Below are 22,923 nucleotides of genomic sequence, written 5' to 3'. Positions count from 1 at the left end.
CGCGCGCCTGAAAAGGAGCTTCGCATGGCGACTGCAGCCCGTCCCCACAGCAGCAGTGGCAAGCGCACCGCCAGCAAAGAGCGGCTGTTTGCCTGGGAGGGCAAGGACCGCAGCGGCAAGCTGGTGCGCGGCGAGATGCGTGCCGCAAGCGCCCTCCTGGTGCACTCCAGCCTGCGCCGCCAGGGCATTGGTGGCCTGCGCATCCAGCAGCGGCGCATGCCTGCAGGCAAGCGCATCCGCCCCAGGGACATCGCCCTGTTCACCCGCCAGATGGCCAGCATGCTGAAGGCCGGTGTTCCGCTGCTGCAGGCCTTCGACATCGTGGGGAGCGGCCACCACAACCCCAGAGTCAGCCAGCTGCTCCTGGAGATCCGCAGCGATGTGGAAACAGGCACCTCGCTGAGTGCGGCTTTTCGCAAGCACCCGCTTTACTTCAACGCGCTGTATTGCAACCTGATCGAGGCCGGCGAGACCGCAGGCATTCTGGAGGCGCTGCTGGACCGCCTGGCCAGCTATATGGAGAAGACCGAGCGCATCAAGCTCCAGATCCGGTCGGCGCTGATGTACCCCTGCACCGTGCTCGCCGTGGCCCTGGTGGTGGTGAGCGTGATCATGGTCTGGGTGATCCCGGCGTTCAAGGAAGTCTTCTCCTCCTTCGGCGCCGATCTGCCCGCGCCCACGCTGCTGGTGATGGCGGTCAGCGACACCGTGGTGCGCTGGTGGTGGCAGCTCTGCGCTGGCCTGGTTGCCACCGTCTACGGCCTGCGGCTGGCCTGGAAGCGCAGCGAACGCCTGCAGCAGCACATGGACCGGCTGCTGCTGAAGCTGCCCCTCTTGGGCCCGCTGCTCCAACAGTCCTGCGTGGCCCGCTGGACGCGCACGCTCTCCACCATGTTTGCCGCCGGCGTTCCGCTGGTGGAGGCCCTGGGCTCGGTGGGCGGCGCCTCGGGCAACCATGTCTACCACAGCGCGACACAGCGCATTCAGCAGGAGGTGGCCACCGGTACCAGCCTGAGCACCGCCATGGGCCATACCCAGGTCTTTCCCCATATGGTGCTGCAGATGGCTGCCATCGGCGAGGAGTCAGGCACCCTCGACCATATGCTGGGCAAGGCCGCCGACTACTTCGAGCAAGAGGTCGATGAGAGGGTGGCCGGCCTGTCCAGCCTGATGGAGCCCCTCATCATCGTGTTCCTGGGCACGCTGATTGGCGGTATCGTCGTGTCCATGTATTTGCCCATTTTCAAACTCGGCCAGGTGGTGTGATGGCGCTGCACTTTGGCATGGAAGCCTGGCTGGCCGCCCTGTTCGGCCTGGTGATCGGAAGTTTTCTGAACGTCGTCATCCTCCGCCTGCCGCGCCAGATGGAACAGGACTGGGCCGCCGAGCATGAGGCCGCCATACGGGGTGCTGCGCATGTCGCGGGGTCTGGTCGAGCGCCCGCCTACGGTGTCACCCTGTCCACCCCGCGATCGCATTGCCCGCACTGCGGACACACCATCTACTGGTACCAGAACATTCCCGTCCTCAGCTATCTGGTGCTGCGCGGGCACTGCGCCCACTGCAAGGCCCGCATCAGCATGCGCTATCCGCTGGTGGAGCTGGCCACTGCGGCCTTGTTTGCCCTGTGCGTGGCGCGCTGGGGTACCAACCCCACGGGCCTGGCCTGGTGCGGCTTCAGCGCTGCACTGCTGACGCTGGCACTCATAGACTGGGACACCACCTTGCTGCCCGACAGCATCACCCTGCCCCTGCTGTGGGCCGGCTTGCTGGCCAGTGCGCTGCAGTGGACCACCACCCCACTGCCCGATGCCGTGTATGGCGCGGTCGCGGGCTATCTGTCGCTGTGGCTGGTGTACTGGGCCTTCAAACTGGCCACCGGCAAGGAGGGCATGGGCTATGGCGACTTCAAGCTCTTTGCCGCCCTGGGTGCCTGGCTGGGCTGGCAGGCCCTGGTGCCCGTCATCCTCATCGCCTCGGTGCTGGGTCTCATCGCCGGTCTGGCGCTGCAATTCACCGGCAGCTTGCGCGAAGGCGGTTACATTCCTTTTGGCCCCTTTTTGGCAGGGGCCGGCTGCGCAGCCATGGTGTTCGGTTCCGACATGATGGTGGACGGCCTGTTCGCTTTTGCAGGAATGTGATGCACCGACACCCTTTGCGCCTGGGACTCACCGGAGGGATAGGCAGCGGCAAGAGCACCGTGGGCCAGATGCTGGCCGATCGCGGTGCGGCCCTGCTGGACGCCGACGCCATCTCCCGCAGTCTGACCGCTGCAGGCGGTGCGGCCATGCCTGCCATCATGGCGCGCTTCGGCCCGCATATCGCCACCCCGGATGGCAGCCTGGACCGCGCCGCCATGCGTGCGCTGGTCTTTCAGGACGCCACGGCCCGCCAGGCGCTGGAGGCCATTGTTCACCCCCTGGTGGGCAGCAGCACCGAAGCCCATGCCCAGGCGGCTGTGGCGGCGGGTGCCCGGCTGCTGGTGTTCGATATCCCGCTGCTGGTGGAGTCCCCGCGCTGGCCGGCCCGGCTGGACCAGGTGCTGGTGGTCGACTGCAGCGAAACCACGCAAATTACCCGGGTGATGCAACGCAGCGGCCTGGAGCGTGAAGCGGTGCAAAACATCATCGCGGCACAGGCCGCGCGCAGCCAGCGCCGGGCTGCCGCCGACTGGGTGATCTACAACGACAGCCTGACGTTGATGCAATTGCGGGAACATGCCGATCGTATTGCCGACTTCTTCGGGCTATGATGCTATGAAGTCTGAACCACACTACCCAAGCCGGATCAGCCTTTGCAGCATCTTCGCCATGTGTCCCCAGATTGGATAAGCCCGCCTCGGAAGCAACCAGCGTGATCCTCTACGAATATCCTTTCAACGAACGGCAGAGAACCTATTTGCGCCTGGAGCAATTGTTCCGCCGTCTCAGCGAGCTGCTGGAAGGCGAATCTGCACTGGATCACCACTTTGCCCTGACCACGCTGTTCGAGCTGCTGGATGTCGCGGCACGTGCCGACCTGAAGGCTGACATCCTCAAGGACCTGGAGCGGCAAAAAAACCTGCTCGACAGCTACCGCGGCAACCCCTCCATCGCCGAGGAAATGCTGGACCACATCATTGCCCAGCTGGATACGGCCTTTACCGCCCTGAATGCCCAGACCGGCAAGACCGGCCAGTCGCTGACCGAAAACGACTGGTTGATGGCCGTGCGCAGCCGCATGGGCATTCCTGGCGGCACCTGCGGCTTCGACCTGCCGGCCTATCACACCTGGAAGCACCTGCCCTGCGAGCGCCGCCGTGACGATCTGCAGCGCTGGTCTGCCTGCTTTCAGCCCCTGTCCAACGCCTTGCTGCTGCTGCTGGGCCTGCTGCGCGACACCGGTGTGCCACAGAAGGTGGCGGCCAGCAAAGGGCATTTCCAGCAATACCTGCCCGCGGGCCGCAGCTTTCAGCTGCTGCGCCTGCGCATAGACCCCGAGCTGAACTTGGTGCCCGAAATCAGCGGCAACCGCCTGATGGTGTCGGTGCGGCTGATGCGCCCGGACGAGGCCGGCAAGCTGCAGCCCACCCATGAAGAAGCGGCTTTTGAGCTCACTCTCTGTGCCTAAGCCCACAGGGGCACAGCATTTGCGCTAGGCTTGGGCGGTATGACCACGCCCGACGTTTCTTCCACCCCCACCACCGTGCCCTGCCCCACCTGCGGCGGCCCCAGCCTTTTTGCACCCAGCAACCGCTTTCGCCCCTTCTGCGGCGAGCGCTGCAAGATGATCGACCTGGGCGCCTGGGCCAATGAAAGCTTTCGCGTGCCGGCCCAGACTCCGCCCCAGGATGCGCAATACGGCGACCCGCGCCACGAAGACTGAAAAACGCTTTTCAGCGGGCTGGTAAAAAACAGAGCGCCTGCTGCCCATCACGCATGGCTTTCAGATAGAAATCTGCCGCAAATGCACAGCCCTTGCGCAGGGGCTGCTCCTTATTTTTCAGCCGCCAGGCCATCTTGCGCCTGCTGCGCATACAGGGCCACATCAAACGGCAGGCCGCGCTCCGCGCTCAGCCATTCCAGTACAGGGTAAGAGCCCTCCAGCACCGGGCGCACCGTCAAAGGCAGCTGCTGCCAGGCCATTTGCTGGCCTTCGCGCATTTCGAACTCACCTTCCCACTGCGTGACCTTGCACCAGTGCAGGCGCACCAGGGCGTGGCTGTAGTCATGCTCGGTCACCTTCCAGGCAATGCAGTTGGTAATGTGGATGCCGATTTCCTCCTGCAGCTCGCGGCGTAGGGCCTGCTCCACGCTCTCGCCCGCCTCCAGCTTGCCACCCGGGAACTCCCACCAACCCGCACGCGGCTTGCCCTGCGGGCGGCTGGTGATCAGCAGGGCGCCATCGCTTTCGCGGATCAGCACGCCCACAGCGACTTCGGTGTGGCTGCGGGCGGGGGTATGGGAAGAGCTTGGGGAGGCAGAGGCTTCAGTCACAGGGGGTATTCCAGGCGCGGCGCCCCACAGGCCACCACGCTGTCTATTCAATCAATCGGTTTCGGCTTCTTCGCTCAGGCCATCCACATCGGCAATGCGCTGGCGGCCTTCCACCGGACGCTGATCGCGGCCGGCCCAGTCGCGGGCGAATTGCTGAGCCACGCGGCCGCTGCGCGAGCCACGCTCCAGCGCCCACACCAGGGCCTCGGGCTGGGAGGCCTCGATCTCGGCAACCGACAGGCCCAGCGAAGACAGCCACTGGGCCACCACGCGCAGGTATTCGTCCTGGCTGAAGGGATAGAAACTCACCCACAGGCCAAAGCGCTCGGACAGGGAGATTTTCTCTTCCACCACCTCACCGGGGTGGATCTCGCCATTCTCGCCCTTGCTCTGGGCCAGGTTGTCCGTCATGTACTCGGGCAGCAAATGGCGGCGGTTGCTGGTGGCATAGACCAGCACATTCGGCGTGGCGGCGGAGACCGAGCCGTCCAAGATGGACTTCATGGCCTTGTAGCCGGGCTCGCCCTCTTCAAAGCTCAGGTCGTCGCAGTAGATGATGAATTTTTCGGGCCGGCCGGCGACCACGTCGACGATGTCGGGCAGATCGGTCAGATCGGCCTTGTCCACCTCAATCAGGCGCAAGCCCTTGGGCGCATAGGCATGCAGGCAGGCACGAATCAGCGAAGACTTGCCCGTGCCACGCGCACCCGTGAGCAACACATTGTTGGCCGTGCGGCCCTGCACAAACTGCTCGGTGTTGCGCGCAATCTTGTCTTTTTGGCCGTCAATGTTCTGCAAATCCGACAGCTGCATGGCGCCCACATGGCGCACCGGCTCCAGCAGACCACAGCCATTGGCGCGCTTGCGGTAGCGCCAAGCAATGGCGTCGTTCCAGTCGGCAGGCGCTTGCAGCGGCTGGGGCAACACGGCCTCGATGCGCTGCATCAACAGCTCAGCACGCTCCACCAACCGCTCCAGAGGGTTGCTTACATCCATCACAGTCATATCTCCATTTATTTTTGATAGCTATCACTGCTGATAGAAAGCCAGCTTCAGATACAAAACATGCTGGAACCAGCTATTTAAAAGCAGTGAATGCTCCTGAATTTGAGAGCACCCCCAACGCCAGCGGTTGGCCGCAGCCCGGAGACGCGGCGCGGAGCCGAAGACAGTAGCAGCGCTACGGCGAGGCTCCGCAACAAAGTATCCGGGTTGTGGAAAACCGCTTTAGGAACGGTAGTCGGCGTTGATGGTGACGTAGTCGTGGCTCAAATCACAAGTCCACACCGTCTGGCTGGCCTGACCACGGCCCAAGCCCACGCGCACGGTGATTTCCTGCTGCTTCATCACGCGCTGGCCGTCTTCTTCCTTGTAGGAGGGATTGCGGCCGCCATTGACGACGACATGTACGTCGTCCAGGAACAGATCGATCTTGGTCTGATCCAGATCGTGGATGCCAGCATAGCCCACGGCCGCCAGAATGCGGCCCAAATTGGGGTCGGAAGCGAAGAAGGCAGTCTTCACCAGCGGCGAATGCGCGATCGAATAGGCGGCCAGCCGGCATTCCTCTTCGGTCTTGCCACCATCGATTTGCACGGTGATGAATTTGGTCGCACCTTCGCCGTCGCGCACAATGGCCTGGGCCAGCAGACGGGCCACATCCAGCAGCGCGGTCTTCAAGGCCTGGGCCTCGGCACTGTCCCAGCTGGTGACTGGCGCATTGCCGGCCTGGTGCGTGGCCATCAGCACAAAGGAATCGTTGGTGGAGGTGTCGCCATCAATGGTCACGCGGTTGAACGAGCCATCGGCCAGCTCCTTCACCAGGGCCTGCAGCAGCGCGGGGGCAATAGCGGCGTCGGTGGCCACAAAGCCCAGCATGGTGGCCATATTGGGGCGGATCATGCCCGCGCCCTTGCTGATGCCGGTGACGCTGACGGTTTTGCCACCGAGCTGCACCTGACGGCTATAGGCCTTGGGCTGGGTGTCGGTGGTCATGATGCCTTCGGCAGCCGTGGCCCAGTTGTCGGCCTTGGCAGCAGCAATCGCCGCAGGCAAGCCCGCCACGATGCGGTCCACCGGCAGCGGCTCCATGATCACGCCGGTGGAGAACGGCAGGATTTGCGCGGGCGCCAGGTTCAGCGCCTTGGCCAATGCTTCGCAAGTGGCATGGGTACGGGCCAGGCCGTCGGCGCCGGTGCCGGCGTTGGCATTGCCGGTGTTGATGACCATGGCGCGAATGCCCTGGCCGGCCTGCAAATGCTCGCGGCTGACCTGCACGGGCGCGGCGCAGAAGCGGTTTTGCGTGAACACGCCCGCCACCGTCGTGCCCTCATCCAGCAAGAACACGGTCAGGTCTTTGCGATTGGCTTTGCGTACACCGGCTTCGGTGACACCAATGCGCACGCCGGCGACCGGGTGCAGGTCTGCGGCAACGGGGACAGGGAGATTCACGGGCATTGCAGGGCTTCCTACGGAAATTGAAACGGTGGCCAATTATCGGCCGGCTACAGCGGCTGCGGTCTACGCACAAAACACAAAACGGGCCTGAGCCCGTTTTGGTGATGCATATCCGTGCTGTGCGAGCAGCCCCCTCACCCCAACCCTCTCCCCGAAGGGGCGAGGGAGTAAGACCGGGGCAGCGCGTACAAAACGGGCACAGCCCAACCCAGCAGACAGCGAGCAAGGGCCGCCCCGCAGCGAGGCTGTCGTCCCCCTGCCCGCGAGCGCAGCGAGCGAAGAGCGGGGGGAAGGCGCGCAGCGCCTCAGGGGAGTGTCACGCAAGCTTTCCGTGGCAGTTCTTGAACTTCTCACCGCTGCCGCAAGGGCAGGGGTCATTGCGGCCCACACGCATGCCTTCGGGCAGCTGGAAGCCTTCTCCCGCATCGCTCTTGTCGCCGTCAGCGCTGGCGTAATGCATGCCGCCTTGCACCTGCTCGGCATGCTGCTCAATGCCTTGGGCGGCCTGCTGCAGCGCTTCGGGTTGCTGGATGCGCACCGTCATCAGCACGCGGGTGACTTCGCTCTTGACCTGGTCGATCAGCTGGCGGAACAGCTCGAAGGCCTCGCGCTTGTATTCCTGCTTGGGCTGCTTTTGCGCATAGCCGCGCAGGTGGATGCCCTGGCGCAGATAGTCCAGCGCGGCCAGGTGGTCACGCCAGTTGGTGTCAAAGCTTTGCAGCAGCACGGCACGCTGGAACTGCAGGAACTGCTCGGAGCCCACCAGATCCACCTTGGCCTGGTAATGGGCGTTGGCGGCTTCCAGCACGCGTTCGAGGATGTCTTCGTCGGTGGCGTGGTCGTTGCCCTTGACCCAGGCGACCAGGTCCACATGCAGCTGCCAGTCGCTGACCAGGGCCTTCTCGAGCGCGGGCACATCCCATTGCTCTTCCATGGACTCGGGCGGCACATGCTGGTGCACCACTTCGGTGACCACATCGCGGCGCATGGCGGCAATCATGGAGTCCAGCTCGGTGGCATCCAGAATGTCGTTGCGCTCCTGGTAGATCACCTTGCGCTGGTCGTTGGAGACATCGTCGTACTCCAGCAGCTGCTTGCGCATGTCGAAGTTGCGGGCTTCCACCTTGCGCTGTGCGGACTCGATGGAGCGGGTGACGATGCCGGCCTCGATGGCTTCGCCTTCGGGCATCTTCAGGCGGTCCATGATGGAGCGCACCCGGTCGCCGGCGAAGATGCGCATCAGCGCGTCGTCCAGGCTGAGGTAGAAACGCGAGGAGCCGGGGTCGCCCTGGCGGCCCGAACGGCCGCGCAGCTGGTTGTCGATGCGGCGGGATTCATGGCGCTCGGTGGCGATGATGCGCAAGCCACCCAGGGCCAGCACCTTCTCGTGGTCCACGCTCCACTGCGCGCGCAGGGCTGCAATGCGGGACTGCTTGGTGCCGGCGTCCAGGGTCTCATCGGTCTCGATGGCCTGGATTTCCTTTTCGATATTGCCGCCCAGCACGATGTCGGTACCACGGCCGGCCATATTGGTGGCGATGGTGATCATGCCTTCGCGACCGGCCTGGGCAATGATGTCGGCTTCCTTGGCGTGCTGCTTGGCGTTCAGCACCTGGTGGGGGAGGCCGGCCTTCTGCAGCAGCTCGTCGATGACTTCGGAGTTCTCGATCGAGGTCGTACCCACCAGCACCGGCTGGCCACGCTCGTGGCAGGCGCGGATGTCGGCAATGGCGGCGTCGTACTTTTCCTTGGTGGTCTTGTAGACGCGGTCCAGCTGGTCTTCGCGCTTGCTGGGCTTGTTGGGCGGGATGACCACGGTTTCCAGACCGTAGATGCTCTGGAACTCATAGGCCTCGGTGTCGGCCGTACCGGTCATGCCGGACAGCTTGCCATAGAGGCGGAAGTAGTTCTGGAAGGTGATCGAGGCCATGGTCTGGTTCTCGGCCTGGATGGACACGCCTTCCTTGGCTTCGACGGCCTGGTGCAGGCCATCGCTCCAGCGGCGGCCGGACATCAGGCGGCCGGTGAACTCGTCGACGATCACCACCTCACCGTTTTGCACCACATAGTGCTGGTCACGGTGGTAGATATGGTGGGCACGCAGCGCGGCGTAGAGGTGGTGGACCAGGGCGATGTTGGCCGGGTCGTACAGCGAAGCGCCTTCGGGAATCATGCCGGCGTGCGAGAGAATGCGCTCGGCCACTTCGTGGCCCTGCTCGGTCAGAAAGACCTGGTGGCTTTTCTCGTCCAGCGTGAAGTCGCCGGGCTTGGTCACGCCTTCGCCGGTGCGGGGGTCGGCCTCGCCCTCCTGGCGCACCATCTGGGGCACCAGCTTGTCGATGGCCAGGTACATGGCCGTGTTGTCTTCGGCCTGGCCGGAGATGATCAGCGGGGTGCGGGCCTCGTCGATCAGAATGGAGTCCACCTCGTCGACGATGGCGTAGTTCAGGCCACGCTGCACGCGGTCGGCCGCGTCATACACCATGTTGTCGCGCAGATAGTCAAAGCCGAACTCGTTGTTCGTGCCGTAGGTGACGTCGGCCAGATAGGCCTGCTGCTTCTCGTCGCGCGGCGCATTGGGCAGGTTCACGCCCACGGCCATGCCCAGGAAGTGGTACAGCCGTCCCATGGTGGCCGCGTCGCGGCTGGCCAGGTAGTCGTTCACCGTCACCACATGCACGCCGTTGCCGGACAGGGCATTCAGGTACACAGGCAGGGTGGAGGTCAGCGTCTTGCCCTCACCGGTGCGCATTTCGGCGATCTTGCCTTCATGCAAGGCCATGCCGCCCATCAGCTGCACATCGAAATGGCGCATCTTCATGACGCGCTTGGACGCTTCACGCACCACTGCGAAGGCGTCGGGCAGCAGGTCGTCCAGCGTGGCGCCCTGGGCCAGGCGTGCGCGGAACTCGTCGGTCTTGGCGCGCAAAGCCTCATCGCTCAGCTTTTCAAACTCAGGCTCCATCGCATTGATGCGAGCCACCGTCTTGCGGTATTGCTTGAGAAGCCGGTCATTGCGGCTGCCGAATAATTTGGTGAGGAAGTTGGTGGCCATGCGAACAGACCCCGCCGTTACAGCCCTGCAGGCCATGCGGTGGGTCAGAATCCCTAAGATGAAGGTGCAAATGGGGACTGGCGTCACCTCCTGCAAGGTCCAGGAGGCGATGCAAGCCAAAAATTGATTCTAACTGCGGCCCAGCCACAGGGAATTTCTGCCGTGTGACAGCCCTGTCTGCCGCAGCGTTGAACCGCATAATGCTCGCTCACTATTTCGCCCCATGCCGCCGCCCTCCTTCACCCGCCGCCACCACGCCATCACTGCTGAACAAGCCGTTCGGGCCTCGCCCACGCTGACGCAGCTGGTGGCGCTGACACAGGACTCCAAAGAGCGCCTGCGCGCTGTGCTGCCCCTGGTGCCGCCGGCGCTGCGCCACTGCCTGGAGGCCGGCCCCATTGAGGGCAGCAGCTGGTGTGTGCTGGTGCGCAACAACGCCGCGGCGACCAAGCTGCGCTATCTGCTGCCAGGTATGGAGGCACATTTGCGCGTCAAGGGCTGGGATGTGCAGCATATTCGGATAAAAGTCTCCCCCTGAGCCGCTTCGCGTCTTCCCCCCTCTCTCTCACGCTGCGCGTGGGAGGGGACGGCACCAGCGCGGCGGGGCGGCCCTTGCGCGGTGCCCTCATGTGTGGCGCGCCAGTTTTGCAAGCTGCGCTGCATAACCGGACGCATCGAGGTGCAGGCCTGCCTGTCCCATTGACATGGGCTGAGCCGGCCTCATGCACAGCGCCATGAAGAACCAAGACAGGTATATGGGAGGGGGGAGATGGTGCCGGTTGTCGGATTCGAACTGACGACCTACCGCTTACAAGGCGGGTGCTCTACCAACTGAGCTAAACCGGCGGTCCGCACCACAGACCGCATACAGATCGGCTGCCGGAGGGACGAGGTGCTTCACAGAAGAAGCGCCTGAAACTGCTGGGGAAATTGGTGCCGGTTGTCGGATTCGAACTGACGACCTACCGCTTACAAGGCGGGTGCTCTACCAACTGAGCTAAACCGGCGGAACCATTAATTGTAATGCAGGAATTGGCTTGCACGCGCCTTGGCGTGCAAGCGCGCCTCACTTCACCAATTTCAGCGAAGGACGGCCACTGCCCGTGGGTGGACGGGGTTTGTCTTCCTCATCGGCGCCATCGCCGGCCATGTGGCTGCGCGGCACGGCGCTCAGGGGCGCAGCGCTCTGGCCTTCCGGCACCAGCTGCACCACGCGGTCGGCCTCGCCTTCACCTTCGGCGATTGGTGCATCCACGGCCTCAGATGCGGGCATGGATGGCAGACCATCATCCACGACAGGGAAGGACATGCCCTGCCCGCTTTCACGGGCGTAGATGGCCAGCACCTTGTCCACGGGCACCATGATCTCGCGCGGCTTGCCGCCGAAGCGGGCCTTGAACTCGATGAAGTCGTTGCCGATTTGCAGGCTGCTGGTGGCGTCATAGCTGACGTTCAGCACGATCTCACCGTCGTTCACATACTCGCGCGGCACCTGCACCGTCTTGTCCACCCGCACCGCCAGGTACGGCGTCAAGCCGTTGTCCGTGCACCACTCGTAGATGGCCCGAATCAGATAGGGGCGGGTCGATGTGGATTCCTGGGCGTTCATGGCTTCTGGTGCAGAGTGGGCGGGTACAAAGAGGAAGGCGTTATCGGCGCCTCAGGCACGCATTACTTGCGCATCACCTTTTCGGAAGGCGTCAGCGCTTCGATGTAGGCAGGGCGCGAGAAGATGCGCTCGGCGTACTTCAGCAGGGGCGCTGCGTTCTTGGAGAGCTCGATGCCGTAGTAGTCCAGGCGCCACAGCAGCGGGGCAATCGCCACGTCCAGCATGGAGAAGCCTTCGCCCAGCATGTATTTGTTCTTCAGGAACACGGGGGCCAGCTGCGTCAGGCGGTCACGGATGTGAGCACGCGCCTTTTCGATGGCCTTTTCATTGCCCTTGGCATTGCGTTCTTCCAGCGTGTTCACGTGCACGAACAATTCCTTCTCGAAGTTGAGCAGGAACAGACGCACGCGGGCACGATCCACCGGGTCGCCGGGCATCAGCTGGGGATGCGGAAAGCGCTCGTCAATGTACTCGTTGATGATGTTGGATTCGTACAGAATCAGGTCGCGCTCCACCAGGATGGGCACCTGACCGTAGGGGTTCATCACGCTGATTTCTTCGGGCTTGTTGTACAGGTCCACATCGCGGATCTCGAAATCCATGCCCTTTTCGAACAACACGAAGCGGCAACGGTGGGAATAAGGGCAGGTCGTTCCCGAATAAAGCACCATCATGGTGGAAGCTCCTAAAAATCAAAAAGAGTGGGACGCTCTCAAAGCGCCCACTCCACAAAGACCGGGCCGCTGTCCACCGAAGCGGAGGCGACCACAGACCAACTACTACTTACTTGACGTCTTTCCAGAACGCGGCGTTCAGTCTCCAAGCGATGAAGATGAAGATACCCAGGAAGATCAGCACGCCCACACCAATACGGATACGCGTATTTTGTGCCGGCTCACCCATCCATTGCAGGTAATTCACCAAGTCGCCAACCTCCTGATCGTACTGCACCTGGGTCAGGGAGCCGGGAGTCAGCTCTTCCCAGCCCTTGAACACCTGGGTCTTTTGACCGTGGACTTCCTGCTCTTCAAACAGTGCACGGCGTTCGCCCTGCAGCTGCCACAGCACATGGGGCATGCCCACGCTGGGGAAGGCCAGGTTGTTCCAGCCCGTGGGCTTGGTCTCGTCCTTGTAGAAGGTGCGCAGGAAAGTGTAGAGGTAGTCCGCACCCGAGCCATCACCGCTGGCACGCGAGCGTGCGATCACGGTCAGATCGGGCGGATTGCCACCAAACCAGTCCTTGGCCTGCTTGGGGTCGATGGCCGAGATCATGGTCTCGCCCACCTTGTCGGTGGTGAACAGCAGGTTGTCCTTGATCTGCTGCTCGGTCAGTCCGATGTCCTGCAGACGGTTGTAGCGCATGAAAGCGGCCGAGTGGCAGCTCAGACAGTAGTTCACAAACAGCTTGGCACCGTTTTGCAGCGAAGCCTGGTTGGTCGTATCGATCGGCGCCTTGTCCAGCGGAACCAGCAGGTCACTGGATGCCTGGGCACCCGTGACGATGCCCAAAGCGGCAACCAGCGTGAGGATCAGTTTTTTCATTGTTGTTCTCTCCTAGGCTCAGTGGGGCTTGAAAGTCACGCGATCAGGCACGGGCTTGGGCGTGCCCAGCTGGCTCCACCAGGGCATGAGGAAGAAGAAACCGAAGTAAAACAGGGTTCCGACCTGCGACACGCGCTCGCCGATGGGCGATGGTGGTTGCACGCCCAGATAGGCCAGCACCACGAACACCACCACAAACACGGCGTACAGGTATTTGTGCCAGCTCGGACGATAGCGAATGGACTTGACCGGGCTGCAATCCAGCCAGGGCAGAGCAAACAGAATCACCACAGCCCCCCCCATGACCACCACGCCCCAGAACTTGGCGTCGATGTTCAGCATCAGGGCCACGGCCACCACGGCAGCGCCGCCGACAATGGCTTTGGCAATGCCGGGCAGCTTGGTCTTCACGAAGGTGAACAGCGCCGCCAGCACCACGCAGGCCACCAGCACATACATCATCTCGGAAGTGATGGCACGCAGCATCGAATAGAACGGCGTGAAGTACCAGACCGGAGCAATGTGGTTGGGCGTCTTCAGCGGATCGGCCGGAATGAAGTTGTTGTATTCCAGGAAGTAGCCACCGAACTCGGGCGCAAAGAACACCACGGCCGAGAACAGGAACAGGAACACCGCCACACCGAAGATGTCATGCACCGTGTAGTAGGGGTGGAAAGGAATGCCATCCAGAGGGTGGCCTTTTTCATCCTTGGGCGCATTGGGCGCCTTGATTTCCACGCCGTCGGGGTTGTTCGAGCCCACATCGTGCAGCGCCAGCAAGTGCGCCACGACCAGGCCCAGCAGCACCAGAGGCACGGCGATCACGTGGAAGCTGAAGAAGCGGTTCAGCGTGGCATCACCCACCACATAGTCGCCACGGATCAGCAGCGCCAGGTCGGGACCCACAAAGGGGATGGCCGCGAACAGGTTCACGATCACCTGGGCGCCCCAGTACGACATCTGGCCCCAGGGCAGCAGATAGCCCATGAAGGCTTCGGCCATCAGCGCCAGGAAGATGGCGCAACCAAAGACCCAGACCAGCTCGCGCGGCTTGCGGTAGGAGCCATACAAGAGGCCACGGAACATGTGCAGATACACCACCACAAAGAAGGCTGAGGCCCCCGTGGAGTGCATATAGCGAATCAGCCAACCCCAAGGCACATCACGCATGATGTATTCCACCGAGGCGAAGGCCTTTTCAGCGTCCGGCTTGTAGTGCATCACCAGGAAGATGCCGGTGACGATCTGGATCACCAGCACCAGCAGCGCCAGCGAGCCGAAGATGTACCAGAAGTTGAAATTCTTCGGAGCGTAGTACTCCGACATGTGAACCTTATAGGCCGAGAACGCCGTGGGGAAACGGTTCTCGAACCAATTGGTCACCTTGGCGCCCGTGGACGCGTTGGGATCTATTTCTTTGAATTCGTGTGCCATGTCGACTCCATCAAGCCTTCTTGTCTTCACCGATCAGGAGCTTGGTCTCCGACAGGTACATATGCGGAGGCACTTCGAGGTTGTCCGGCGCGGGCTTGTTCTTGAACACGCGGCCGGCCATATCGAAGGTCGAGCCGTGGCAGGGGCACAGAAAGCCGCCCTTCCAGTCCGCCGGCAACGAGGGCTGGGGACCAGCCACAAACTTGTCGGAGGGCGAACAACCCAGATGGGTACAGATGCCGACCACCACCAGCACTTCGGGCTTGATGGAGCGGACTTCATTGCGGGCATAGACGGGCGTGAACTCATCCGGTTTGCGCAGCGACTGGGGGTCGGCCAGCTGGGTATCCAGCTCGGGCAGATCCTTGAGCTGCTCAGGGGTGCGCCTGATGATCCACACCGGCTTGCCGCGCCACTCGACGGTGAGCTTCTCACCGGGGTTCAATGCGGAGATGTCGACCTCCACAGCAGCACCTGCCGCCTTCGCTTTTTCGGAAGGCTGGAACGTACTCACAAAAGGCACGGCAGCAGCCACGCCGCCCACCGCGCCTGCACAAGCAGACGTGATGATCCACGTCCGTTTGCTGGAGTCGACTGGAGTTTCACTCATGGGAATCCTCGATGAACATCGCTAGATTGGGGTCAATCGAAAAATTGTAGCGGAGCCACTAGGGTTATTCCAGTCGCTGCGTGACTGCAAATTTGATTTATCGCCCGATACTTGCGCTTGGTCTAACTCTTGACAGGGAGCTTTCCGCCATGGGAATGATGCAAGAATTCCGCGAATTCGCGGTCAAAGGAAACGTGATTGACTTGGCCGTCGGTGTGATCATCGGCGGCGCCTTCGGCAAGATCGTGGACTCCATCGTCAACGACTTGATCATGCCGGTTGTGGGCCTGGTGTTCGGCAAACTGGACTTTTCCAATATGTTTTTGGCACTGGGCTCGGTGCCAGACGGCATTCCCCAGACCCTGGACGCCGTGCGCAAGGCCGGCGTACCCGTTTTTGCCTACGGCAACTTCATCACGGTGGCTGTGAACTTCGTGATTCTGGCCTTCATCATCTTCATGATGATCAAGCAAATCAACCGCTTGAAGCGCCAAGCCCCGCCCGCACCCGAGGCCGTGCCCGTCACACCGGAAGACATTGTGCTGCTGCGCGAAATCCGCGACAGCCTGCGAAAAAACGGCTGACCGCCCCGTAAAACGCCGTTCTTCACCCCTCCAAACCCCGCCTGTCGGGGCTTTTTCATGCCCATGCGGTCCTGGCCCGGGCGGCTTGCGGCGCCTTCATTCGGGGCTTTTCTCAGTGCAGCGGCAGCCCTGCCAGCTGCTTGGCCATGCGCACTGCCTCCACCATGCTGGAGGCATCGGCCTGCCCTTTTCCGGCAATGTCGAAGGCCGTTCCATGGTCCGGACTGGTGCGAACCAAGGGCAATCCCAGGGTCACATTGACGCCTTCTTCAACACCCAGATATTTGATAGGGATCAAACCCTGGTCGTGGTACATCGCCAACACCACGTCGAATTCCCCGGGATGTTGCGGGGTATTGCGGGCCCGCATGAACACCGTATCCGGGGAAATGGGGCCGCTCACATCCATTTTCTCTGACCGCGCCTGGGCCACGGCAGGAGCAATCACCTCGATTTCCTCGCGCCCAAACAACCCGCCCTCCCCCGCATGCGGGTTCAGCCCGGCCACCGCGATGCGGGGCGCACGCCCCAGACTGCGCGTGAGTGCAGCATGGGTGATGCGCAATGTCTGCAGGATATTGCCCACAGTCACTGCCTCCAACGCCTGACGCAGCGAGACATGGATGCTGACCAGCACCGTGCGCAGCTGGTCATTGGCCAGCATCATGCGCACCGGCATCTGCTCAATGGGCACGCCAGCATGGCACGCCGCCTCGGCCTGCAGCAGCTCGGTATGGCCCGGGTAATCCACACCCGCCAGCGACAAGGCCTCTTTGTGCAGCGGTGCCGTCACCAGGGCCGCCACCTCACCGGCCAGGGCCGCACGCGCCGCCCATTGCACGCTGCGCGCAGCAGCCTCGCCAGCCTGGCGGCTGACCTGCCCCCAGGGCGCGGGCGGCGGCATCTCCGCCAGCTGCAGCACCGGCATACAGCGCGGCGGCACGCTCCAGGCCTCGGCAGGCGTGGCAATCGCCGCCACCGGCAGCGGCGTCTCGCCCCCGCGCAGCACTGCCTGCGCCCCCCGGCGCATGGTCTCCACATCGCCTGCCACAAAGCAGCCATGCAGCAGCGGCCCATGGTCTCTGAAGGTCTTGGCAATGATTTCTGGCCCTATGCCAGCCGAATCACCCTGGGTGATGGCAACAGGCAGCGGTGTAGAAGGTGCAGACATGGTGTTTGGAATCCAATCAGCCGCTAACGCTTATCTATCAAGCGTAGGCAGCTCTGTTTTTCAGAGTCGTCGGTCGTGGCATGCAGCCCCTCACCCCACCCTCTCCCCATAGGGGCGAGGGAGCAAGACAACGGGCACAGCGCACAAAACTGGCGCAGTCCATGTCAGGGCTGCCGCGCAAGGGCCGCCCCGCCGCGCTGGCAGCGTCCCCCTGCCCGCGAGCGCAGCGAGCGAAGAGCGGGGGGAAGGCGCCGCAGGCGACTCAGGGGGTGTTCCACCGTCATGCCGGGTTATCAATATCAATAAACCGGTGCTCCAGCCCCAGCTGCTGCGCCACATGGGCGGCCACGGCCGGAGCGCCATAGCGCTCGGTGGCATGGTGGCCGGCGGCAATAAAGGTGGTGCCGGTCTCGCGCGCCAGATGGGCCTGGGGCTCGGAGATTTCACCGGTGATAAAGGCATCGGCACCGGCCACAATCGCGCCCTCAAAAAAGCCTTGCGCCCCACCCGTGCACCAGGCCACGCGGCGGATAGGCTGGTCTGCCGCTCCGCTGACGCAGGTCACCGTGCGCCCCAATGCGGCCTGTACCTGGGTGGCCAGCGCCTGGGCGTTGGCAAAGCTGGCACTGCCCACCATACCCAGGGCCTGGTCGCCAAAGGTGGCGTCATGCGCCAGACCCAAGCGCTGGCCCAGTTGGGCGTTGTTGCCCAGTTCGGGGTGGGCATCCAGCGGCAGGTGGTAGGCGAACAGATTGATGTCGTGGGCCAGCAGCAAGCGGATGCGCTCCTTCATCCAGCCGGTGATGCACCCATCCATGCCACGCCAGAACAGGCCGTGGTGCACAAAAATGGCATCGGCGCCATCGGCAATCGCTGCTTCGATCAAGGCCCGGCTGGCCGTGACACCGCTGACCATGCGGCGAATCTCGGCCTTGCCCTCCACCTGCAGGCCATTGGGCCCGTAGTCCTTGAAGCGTTCGGGTTGCAGCAGGCCATCCAACTGGGCCAGAAGTTCGTGTCGCTGAATCATGGCGAGATTATGAGACACCCCCTGTGCCGCCTGCGGCGTCTTCCCCCTCTCTATCGCTGCGCGATTGGAGGGGGACGGCACCAGCGCTGCGGGGCGGCCCTTGCGCGGTGCCCTGGCGTGGGCCGCGCCAGTTTTGAGCGCCAAGAATCAAGCTTTGGATCGTCTGCCGGAGCGGGCCATGGCAGCTTCGCTGGCGTTAACGCCTATCGCCACAACGGCCAAACAGCGCTTCAGGCGCGGCGTCTTGACCGCAGACAGTATTTCTATACGGCAAGGGCAAGCAACAAAGCATGAAGCGCTGTATGGCAGCCCTCGCACGAATCACTCACAGAAGTTAAGCCGCAGATTTCACCTTGGGCTGCCAGCCAAAGCGGGCCAGTCGCCAGAAGCCAATGGCCATGCCCAGCACCCCCATGGCCGCCACATAGTGGGCAGGAGCCATCATATCCACCTGCTGCCACACGGCCACCAGCATGGGCGTGAGTCCACCAAACACGGCATAAGCCATGTTGTAGGCAAACGAAAGGCCGGTGAAACGCACGGCCACGGGAAAGGCGCGCACGCCCACCACGGGCAGCAGCGAGATGGAGCCCACAAAGAAGCCCACCAGCGCGTAGCGCAGCACCAGGGTGTCCAGGCCCGGCAGGTTCAGGTAGAAGATGTAGGCGGTCACGGTCATGCCGCCCCAGCCCAGCAGCATGGCGGCCTTGGTGCCCAGCTTGTCGCTCAGCCAGCCCCAGAACACACAGCCTATGGTCAATGTGACCGTGGCCACAGCATTGGCGGTCATGGCGTCGCTCGGAGCGATGTGAAACACCTTTTGCAGATAGGACGGGGTCATCAGCACCACCACCACCACGGCGGTGGACAGCACCCAGGTCATCAGCGCCACCAGCACGCAGGCTGCACGGTGGTCACGCAAGATGGTCTTGATGGGCAGCTCGGCATCGGCCGCCTTGCGCTTTTGCATGTCGCGAAACAGCGGCGTCTCTTGCAGAAAGCGGCGCAGATACACCGACACCAGGCCAAACACACCGCCCAAGATAAAGGGCATGCGCCAGGCCCAGTCGTGGATCTCGGCCTGCGTATAGGCGCTGTTGAGCCACACGGCAAAGATGGAGCCCAGGAAGATGCCGCCAGTGATGCCCGAGGTCAGCGTGCCAATGGCCAGGCCATAGTTCTTGGCGGGCGAATGCTCGGCCACAAACACCCAGGCACCCGGCATTTCGCCACCGATGGCCGCACCCTGCAGCACGCGCATCAACAGCAGCAGCAACGGGGCGGCAATACCAATCGTGGCGTAGGTGGGCAGCAGGCCGATGACCAAGGTGGGCACGGCCATCAAAAAGATGGACAGCGTGAACATCTTCTTGCGGCCGATCTTGTCGCCATAGTGGGCAATGATGATGCCGCCCAGGGGACGTGCCAGGTAGCCGGCGGCAAAAATGCCCAGGGTCTGCAACTGCCGCATCCAGTCGGGCAGGTCGGCAGGGAAGAACAGGGTACCGATGACGTTGGCAAAGAACACAAACACGACGAAGTCGTAGAACTCCAGCGTTCCACCCAGGGCGGACAGGCCCAGGGTCTTGTAGTCGTCACGGTTCAAAGGACGGTGGTGTGCACCGCCCGCCACTTGGTGGGCTTGTGCATTGGCAGTCTTACTCATGGAGCGTCTTTCCAGAAATCAATTCGGTCAGACAGCGCAGCGGGCGGCCACAGCATTTAGGGGTGCAACATGCAGTGGCGGGCCGTTCAGCAAGACTTCGGGATGGAGACTTGCACCGGCCTTGCAGCCCGCGGGTGTGCGGACGCAAGACGAACATGGCGAGGCGCAGTCGAAGAAATATTCTAGGGTTAACACCGTGCGACTGACATCCTGGCGACATTAACCCCGCACCTCCACGGACAGCGAAGCCAGACATTCCCAGCCACGATGCCGCACAATCGCTGCAGCCGGGCACAAACCCACGTACGCTTCTTCACAGCGTGTTTACGCTCGCAGACCCCCTCTTCTCATTCCACCGAACTTCTTTGTATGAAGCGTTTCTGGCTTTTGTTCGCGCAGACAGTCACCGTGCTGCTGGCCGCCTATTTCATCGTGGTCACCTTGCAGCCGAGCTGGCTGCAGCGCGGCGCCACCGTCAGCCGCGCCGGTATTTCGCTGCTGGAAGCCCCCAGCACCCAGCGCCCCGAACCCGTGGCGGGCAGCCTGAGCGCGGCCGCCAAGGTGGCCATGCCGGCCGTGGTCAGCATCAACACCAGCAAGGCCGTGCGCAACCCGCGTGCCAATGACCCCTGGTTCCAGTTCTTCTTCGGCGACCAGGCCGGCACCCAGGAACAAGCAGGCCTGGGCAGCGGCGTCATCATCAGCCCCGACGGCTACATCCTGACCAACAACCATGTGGTGTCCGGCGCGGATGAGATTGAGGTCACCCTGGCCGACAGCCGCCAGGCCAAGGCCCGCATCATCGGCACCGACCCCGACAGCGACCTGGCCGTGCTCAAGGTGGAGCTGGACAAGCTGCCCGTCATCGTGCTGGGCAACTCCGACCAGGCCGCCGTGGGCGACACCGTGCTGGCCATTGGCAATCCCTTCGGCGTGGGCCAGACCGTCACCAGCGGCATCGTCAGCGCCCTGGGCCGCAACCAACTGGGCATCAACACGTTCGAGAACTTCATCCAGACCGATGCGGCCATCAACCCCGGCAACTCCGGCGGCGCGCTGGTGGACGTCAACGGCCATTTGCTGGGCATCAACACCGCCATCTACTCGCGCTCGGGCGGCAGCATGGGCATCGGCTTTGCCATTCCGGTGTCCACCGCCAAGATCGTGCTGGATGGCATCGTCAAAGACGGCAAGGTCACACGCGGCTGGATTGGTGTGGAGCCCAACGAGCTCTCGCCCGAGCTGGCCGAGACCTTTGGCGTCAAGGCCGCCCAAGGGGTGATCATCACCGGCGTGCTGCACAACGGCCCGGCAGCCCAGGGTGGCATGCGCCCTGGCGATGTGATCACCGAAGTGGCTGGCAAGCCGGTGCGCAACGTGGCCGAGCTGATGACCGCCGTGGCAGCACTGACCCCCAACGAGGCCACGGCCTTCACCGTGCAGCGTGCCGATGGCAGCGCCAGCCTGAATATCTCCCCCGGCGTGCGCCCCAGCCCGCAGCAACCCCGCCGCAATCGCTGACCGCGCGGCACCGCGCCCCAGCAGAGCCCGGCTTGGCCGGGCTTTTTTTGCGCCTGCTGCCTGCAGCCAGCGCTCTGCTTATCAGAGCAGCTATCGCTTATCCACCGGCACTTTGAAACGGGTTCATTGCACAAATAAAGACCGCATACGCAGAAACCGCTACTTTTTGAGGAGCAGCTACCCACCCCAGCTCCACAAACAAAAAGCCCGATGCATGGTGAATGCACCGGGCTTGGCAAGCCAGTCAAAACATGTCGCCGGCCTTGCACCGGACTGCACAACGGCAGCGGGCAAAGGCTGCGCCTCAACGCTGCGTTATTTCTCGTTCCCTGGCTGCTGCGGCTGCAGCGCATCCGAAGCCTCGGCCTGCTCGCCCTCGGGTGCGCGAGACACCTTGGTAAACCAGCCCGCGCCGATGATGCCCACCTCGTACAAGATGCACATGGGAATGGCCAGCGCCAGTTGCGAGATCACATCCGGCGGTGTGACCACGGCGGCCACCACAAAGGCCAGCACGATGAAGTAGCCACGGAACTGCTTGAGCTTGGCGATCTCCACCACGCCAAAGCGCACCAGCAGCATCACCACAATGGGCACCTGAAAAGCCAAGCCAAAGGCCAGGTACAGCGACAAGATGGCCTCCACATAGGAGGCGATGTCCGGCGTGGCCGCCACGCTGGAGGGCGTGAAGCGCTGGATGAAGTTGAACATCTTGTCCAGCACAAAGAACTGCACAAAGGCAATGCCCAGATAGGCCAGCAGGCTGCCGAAAATAATCAGCGGCAGGGCAAACTTCTTCTCGTGGCTGTACAGGCCCGGCGCCACAAAGGCCCACAGCTGGTACATGATCCAGGGCAGCACGGCCAGCATGCCCACCATCATCAACACCTTCAGCGGGATGAAGAAGGGCGAGAACACGCCCACGGCAATCAGCTTGGCATCCGGCGGCATATGGGCGCGGATGGGATAGGCGACGAAGTCCATCAGCCGGTCGGGGCCGGGCCACAGCGCCAGCACCGCCACCGCCAGCGCAATGCCGTAGATGCAATACAGCAGACGGTCGCGCAGCTCCATCAGGTGCTGCACGAAAGGCTGCTCGGTGCCTGCCATTTCGTCTTCGAGAGAAGGTTTGTCGGACATGGTGGGTGTTAGATACCGGGCGCGCAGCCTGCCATGCAGGCGTCACGCCCTGAAACGGAAAAGGGCCGGTCAGCCAACTGACGGCCCCGCAGGCTTAGATTGTGCGCATCGCCAGCGCAGTCAATGAAAACGCTTGGGCCGAAAACGCGCCACGCGCGCCGCACCGGACTGTACCTTGCTGCGCACACCTGCACGCGCCTTGTACCACTGCGGCACCGCGCCGCGCTTGAGGCGGAAGTTCTTGCCCGGATGCCGGTACACCGGCGCCACGGCGCTGTAGCTTTCATAGCTGCTGGCCAGGGTGGAGCCGGCCTCGCTGCCGGCAGACTCGAAATCGGTGGCGTCACGCCAGTCCTTTTCCAGGTCGGAGGTGGTGTCGTGCACGGACTTTTCCACGTCGCGTGCGGCGGTTTCCACCGTCTCCTTCATCTTGCGCAGCTCGTCGAGCTCCATGGAGCGGCTGACCTCGGCCTTCACGTCCGCCACGTAGCGCTGGGCCTTGCCCAGCAGCGCACCCACGGTGCGGGCCACGCGCGGCAGCTTCTCGGGGCCGATGACCACCAGGGCCACCACACCGATCAGCGCCATCTTGGAAATGCCGAGATCAAACATGTGCGCACACTTTCACG

22 protein-coding genes and 2 tRNA genes are annotated in these 22,923 nt (G+C 63.0%); 8 read left to right on the top strand and 16 right to left on the bottom strand.

What is annotated here, in order from left to right; translation table 11 throughout:
• The first annotated feature begins 24 nt into the window (after positions 1 to 24).
• The 5 genes from ACA027_RS04190 to ACA027_RS04170 all read left to right on the top strand — a co-directional run bounded on the left by ACA027_RS04190 (position 25) and on the right by ACA027_RS04170 (position 3,864).
• Complete coding sequence (locus ACA027_RS04190; RefSeq protein ID WP_370681149.1) at positions 25 to 1,266, top strand: type II secretion system F family protein; 1,242 nt, start codon at positions 25 to 27, stop codon at positions 1,264 to 1,266.
• Positions 1,266 to 2,141, top strand: a complete 876-nt coding sequence (locus tag ACA027_RS04185) for an A24 family peptidase (RefSeq protein WP_370681148.1) — start codon at positions 1,266 to 1,268, stop codon at positions 2,139 to 2,141. The genes ACA027_RS04190 and ACA027_RS04185 overlap by 1 nt, the downstream gene beginning before the upstream one ends.
• The gene (gene coaE, locus ACA027_RS04180; RefSeq protein WP_370681147.1) at positions 2,141 to 2,752 is read left to right on the top strand and encodes a dephospho-CoA kinase; all 612 of its coding nucleotides are present in this window, start codon (positions 2,141 to 2,143) and stop codon (positions 2,750 to 2,752) included. The genes ACA027_RS04185 and coaE overlap by 1 nt, the downstream gene beginning before the upstream one ends.
• A 101-nt stretch (positions 2,753 to 2,853) precedes the next feature.
• Complete coding sequence (zapD, locus tag ACA027_RS04175; RefSeq protein WP_370681146.1) at positions 2,854 to 3,609, top strand: cell division protein ZapD; 756 nt, start codon at positions 2,854 to 2,856, stop codon at positions 3,607 to 3,609.
• 39 nt (positions 3,610 to 3,648) lie between these two features.
• The gene (locus ACA027_RS04170; protein WP_370681145.1) at positions 3,649 to 3,864 is read left to right on the top strand and encodes a DNA gyrase inhibitor YacG; all 216 of its coding nucleotides are present in this window, start codon (positions 3,649 to 3,651) and stop codon (positions 3,862 to 3,864) included.
• 110 nt (positions 3,865 to 3,974) lie between these two features.
• On the opposite strand, the gene ACA027_RS04165 is transcribed toward ACA027_RS04170, so the two are convergent.
• From ACA027_RS04165 to secA, 4 genes are all read right to left on the bottom strand, one after another.
• Positions 3,975 to 4,475, bottom strand: a complete 501-nt coding sequence (locus ACA027_RS04165; protein WP_370681144.1) for an NUDIX domain-containing protein — start codon at positions 4,473 to 4,475, stop codon at positions 3,975 to 3,977.
• Positions 4,476 to 4,526: 51 nt separating this feature from the next.
• Positions 4,527 to 5,480 (bottom strand): ATP-binding protein, encoded by a 954-nt coding sequence (locus tag ACA027_RS04160; protein ID WP_370681143.1) that lies wholly within the window; start codon positions 5,478 to 5,480, stop codon positions 4,527 to 4,529.
• 222 nt (positions 5,481 to 5,702) lie between these two features.
• Entirely contained in the window at positions 5,703 to 6,932 is a 1,230-nt protein-coding gene (argJ, locus tag ACA027_RS04155; RefSeq protein WP_370681142.1) for a bifunctional glutamate N-acetyltransferase/amino-acid acetyltransferase ArgJ, read from the bottom strand.
• Positions 6,933 to 7,248: 316 nt separating this feature from the next.
• Positions 7,249 to 9,987, bottom strand: a complete 2,739-nt coding sequence (secA, locus tag ACA027_RS04150; protein ID WP_370681141.1) for a preprotein translocase subunit SecA — start codon at positions 9,985 to 9,987, stop codon at positions 7,249 to 7,251.
• A gap of 223 nt (positions 9,988 to 10,210) precedes the next feature.
• Here secA and ACA027_RS04145 point away from each other — a divergent pair, with 223 nt between their 5' ends.
• Positions 10,211 to 10,525, top strand: a complete 315-nt coding sequence (locus ACA027_RS04145; RefSeq protein WP_370681140.1) for a hypothetical protein — start codon at positions 10,211 to 10,213, stop codon at positions 10,523 to 10,525.
• 232 nt (positions 10,526 to 10,757) lie between these two features.
• On the opposite strand, the gene ACA027_RS04140 is transcribed toward ACA027_RS04145, so the two are convergent.
• From ACA027_RS04140 to petA, 7 genes are all read right to left on the bottom strand, one after another.
• Positions 10,758 to 10,833, bottom strand: a tRNA-Thr gene (locus ACA027_RS04140).
• Positions 10,834 to 10,918: 85 nt separating this feature from the next.
• A tRNA-Thr gene (locus tag ACA027_RS04135) sits at positions 10,919 to 10,994 on the bottom strand.
• A gap of 59 nt (positions 10,995 to 11,053) precedes the next feature.
• Entirely contained in the window at positions 11,054 to 11,596 is a 543-nt protein-coding gene (locus ACA027_RS04130; protein WP_370681139.1) for a ClpXP protease specificity-enhancing factor, read from the bottom strand.
• 62 nt (positions 11,597 to 11,658) lie between these two features.
• Positions 11,659 to 12,270, bottom strand: coding sequence for a glutathione S-transferase N-terminal domain-containing protein (locus tag ACA027_RS04125; protein WP_066540495.1), 612 nt, complete (start codon positions 12,268 to 12,270; stop codon positions 11,659 to 11,661).
• A 109-nt stretch (positions 12,271 to 12,379) separates the two neighbouring features.
• Positions 12,380 to 13,138: a cytochrome c1 gene (locus ACA027_RS04120; protein ID WP_370681138.1), complete on the bottom strand. Its 759-nt coding sequence runs from the start codon at positions 13,136 to 13,138 to the stop codon at positions 12,380 to 12,382.
• An 18-nt stretch (positions 13,139 to 13,156) separates the two neighbouring features.
• The gene (locus ACA027_RS04115) at positions 13,157 to 14,572 is read right to left on the bottom strand and encodes a cytochrome bc complex cytochrome b subunit (protein WP_370681137.1); all 1,416 of its coding nucleotides are present in this window, start codon (positions 14,570 to 14,572) and stop codon (positions 13,157 to 13,159) included.
• A gap of 10 nt (positions 14,573 to 14,582) precedes the next feature.
• Positions 14,583 to 15,182, bottom strand: coding sequence for a ubiquinol-cytochrome c reductase iron-sulfur subunit (petA, locus tag ACA027_RS04110; RefSeq protein ID WP_370681136.1), 600 nt, complete (start codon positions 15,180 to 15,182; stop codon positions 14,583 to 14,585).
• 149 nt (positions 15,183 to 15,331) lie between these two features.
• Between petA and mscL the strand changes: the two genes are divergently transcribed.
• On the top strand, positions 15,332 to 15,766 hold the full coding sequence (gene mscL, locus ACA027_RS04105) for a large conductance mechanosensitive channel protein MscL (RefSeq protein ID WP_370681135.1): 435 nt from the start codon (positions 15,332 to 15,334) through the stop codon (positions 15,764 to 15,766).
• Positions 15,767 to 15,878: 112 nt separating this feature from the next.
• Here the strand turns inward: mscL and pdxA are convergent, their stop codons facing one another.
• The 3 genes from pdxA to ACA027_RS04090 form a co-directional block, all read right to left on the bottom strand.
• Complete coding sequence (gene pdxA / locus ACA027_RS04100; protein ID WP_370681134.1) at positions 15,879 to 16,937, bottom strand: 4-hydroxythreonine-4-phosphate dehydrogenase PdxA; 1,059 nt, start codon at positions 16,935 to 16,937, stop codon at positions 15,879 to 15,881.
• A gap of 280 nt (positions 16,938 to 17,217) precedes the next feature.
• Positions 17,218 to 17,967: a Nif3-like dinuclear metal center hexameric protein gene (locus ACA027_RS04095; protein ID WP_370681133.1), complete on the bottom strand. Its 750-nt coding sequence runs from the start codon at positions 17,965 to 17,967 to the stop codon at positions 17,218 to 17,220.
• Positions 17,968 to 18,301: 334 nt separating this feature from the next.
• The gene (locus tag ACA027_RS04090) at positions 18,302 to 19,633 is read right to left on the bottom strand and encodes an MFS transporter (RefSeq protein WP_370681132.1); all 1,332 of its coding nucleotides are present in this window, start codon (positions 19,631 to 19,633) and stop codon (positions 18,302 to 18,304) included.
• Positions 19,634 to 20,002: 369 nt separating this feature from the next.
• Between ACA027_RS04090 and ACA027_RS04085 the strand changes: the two genes are divergently transcribed.
• Positions 20,003 to 21,154, top strand: a complete 1,152-nt coding sequence (locus tag ACA027_RS04085) for a trypsin-like peptidase domain-containing protein (protein WP_370681131.1) — start codon at positions 20,003 to 20,005, stop codon at positions 21,152 to 21,154.
• A gap of 315 nt (positions 21,155 to 21,469) precedes the next feature.
• Here the strand turns inward: ACA027_RS04085 and tatC are convergent, their stop codons facing one another.
• Entirely contained in the window at positions 21,470 to 22,294 is an 825-nt protein-coding gene (gene tatC, locus ACA027_RS04080; protein WP_370681130.1) for a twin-arginine translocase subunit TatC, read from the bottom strand.
• Between the two features lie 120 nt (positions 22,295 to 22,414).
• Positions 22,415 to 22,906 carry a Sec-independent protein translocase protein TatB gene (gene tatB, locus ACA027_RS04075; RefSeq protein ID WP_370681129.1) on the bottom strand — a complete coding sequence of 164 codons (492 nt, stop codon included), beginning with the start codon at positions 22,904 to 22,906 and terminating at the stop codon, positions 22,415 to 22,417.
• Positions 22,907 to 22,923 lie beyond the last annotated feature (17 nt).

Origin of the sequence: Comamonas sp. GB3 AK4-5, assembly GCF_041320665.1 — a bacterium.
Taxonomy (GTDB): Bacteria; Pseudomonadota; Gammaproteobacteria; order Burkholderiales; family Burkholderiaceae_C; genus Comamonas.
The sequence above is the reverse complement of the archived record's forward strand: the minus strand, read 5'-3'. Positions and strand labels throughout refer to the sequence as shown.

Bases quoted from the DNA above. Each gene is read 5' to 3' on its own strand.
- ACA027_RS04160 (WP_370681143.1), bottom strand. From the start codon at position 5,480: ATGACTGTGATGGATGTAAGCAACCCTCTGGAGCGGTTGGTGGAGCGT.
- argJ (WP_370681142.1), bottom strand. From the start codon at position 6,932: ATGCCCGTGAATCTCCCTGTCCCCGTTGCCGCAGACCTGCACCCGGTC.
- tatC (WP_370681130.1), bottom strand. From the start codon at position 22,294: ATGTCCGACAAACCTTCTCTCGAAGACGAAATGGCAGGCACCGAGCAG.
- coaE (WP_370681147.1), top strand. From the start codon at position 2,141: ATGCACCGACACCCTTTGCGCCTGGGACTCACCGGAGGGATAGGCAGC.
- ACA027_RS04185 (WP_370681148.1), top strand. From the start codon at position 1,266: ATGGCGCTGCACTTTGGCATGGAAGCCTGGCTGGCCGCCCTGTTCGGC.
- ACA027_RS04095 (WP_370681133.1), bottom strand. From the start codon at position 17,967: ATGATTCAGCGACACGAACTTCTGGCCCAGTTGGATGGCCTGCTGCAA.
- pdxA (WP_370681134.1), bottom strand. From the start codon at position 16,937: ATGTCTGCACCTTCTACACCGCTGCCTGTTGCCATCACCCAGGGTGAT.
- ACA027_RS04145 (WP_370681140.1), top strand. From the start codon at position 10,211: ATGCCGCCGCCCTCCTTCACCCGCCGCCACCACGCCATCACTGCTGAA.
- tatB (WP_370681129.1), bottom strand. From the start codon at position 22,906: ATGTTTGATCTCGGCATTTCCAAGATGGCGCTGATCGGTGTGGTGGCC.
- ACA027_RS04170 (WP_370681145.1), top strand. From the start codon at position 3,649: ATGACCACGCCCGACGTTTCTTCCACCCCCACCACCGTGCCCTGCCCC.
- ACA027_RS04125 (WP_066540495.1), bottom strand. From the start codon at position 12,270: ATGATGGTGCTTTATTCGGGAACGACCTGCCCTTATTCCCACCGTTGC.
- ACA027_RS04190 (WP_370681149.1), top strand. From the start codon at position 25: ATGGCGACTGCAGCCCGTCCCCACAGCAGCAGTGGCAAGCGCACCGCC.
- ACA027_RS04090 (WP_370681132.1), bottom strand. From the start codon at position 19,633: ATGAGTAAGACTGCCAATGCACAAGCCCACCAAGTGGCGGGCGGTGCA.
- ACA027_RS04085 (WP_370681131.1), top strand. From the start codon at position 20,003: ATGAAGCGTTTCTGGCTTTTGTTCGCGCAGACAGTCACCGTGCTGCTG.
- secA (WP_370681141.1), bottom strand. From the start codon at position 9,987: ATGGCCACCAACTTCCTCACCAAATTATTCGGCAGCCGCAATGACCGG.
- petA (WP_370681136.1), bottom strand. From the start codon at position 15,182: ATGAGTGAAACTCCAGTCGACTCCAGCAAACGGACGTGGATCATCACG.
- ACA027_RS04120 (WP_370681138.1), bottom strand. From the start codon at position 13,138: ATGAAAAAACTGATCCTCACGCTGGTTGCCGCTTTGGGCATCGTCACG.
- ACA027_RS04130 (WP_370681139.1), bottom strand. From the start codon at position 11,596: ATGAACGCCCAGGAATCCACATCGACCCGCCCCTATCTGATTCGGGCC.
- mscL (WP_370681135.1), top strand. From the start codon at position 15,332: ATGGGAATGATGCAAGAATTCCGCGAATTCGCGGTCAAAGGAAACGTG.
- ACA027_RS04115 (WP_370681137.1), bottom strand. From the start codon at position 14,572: ATGGCACACGAATTCAAAGAAATAGATCCCAACGCGTCCACGGGCGCC.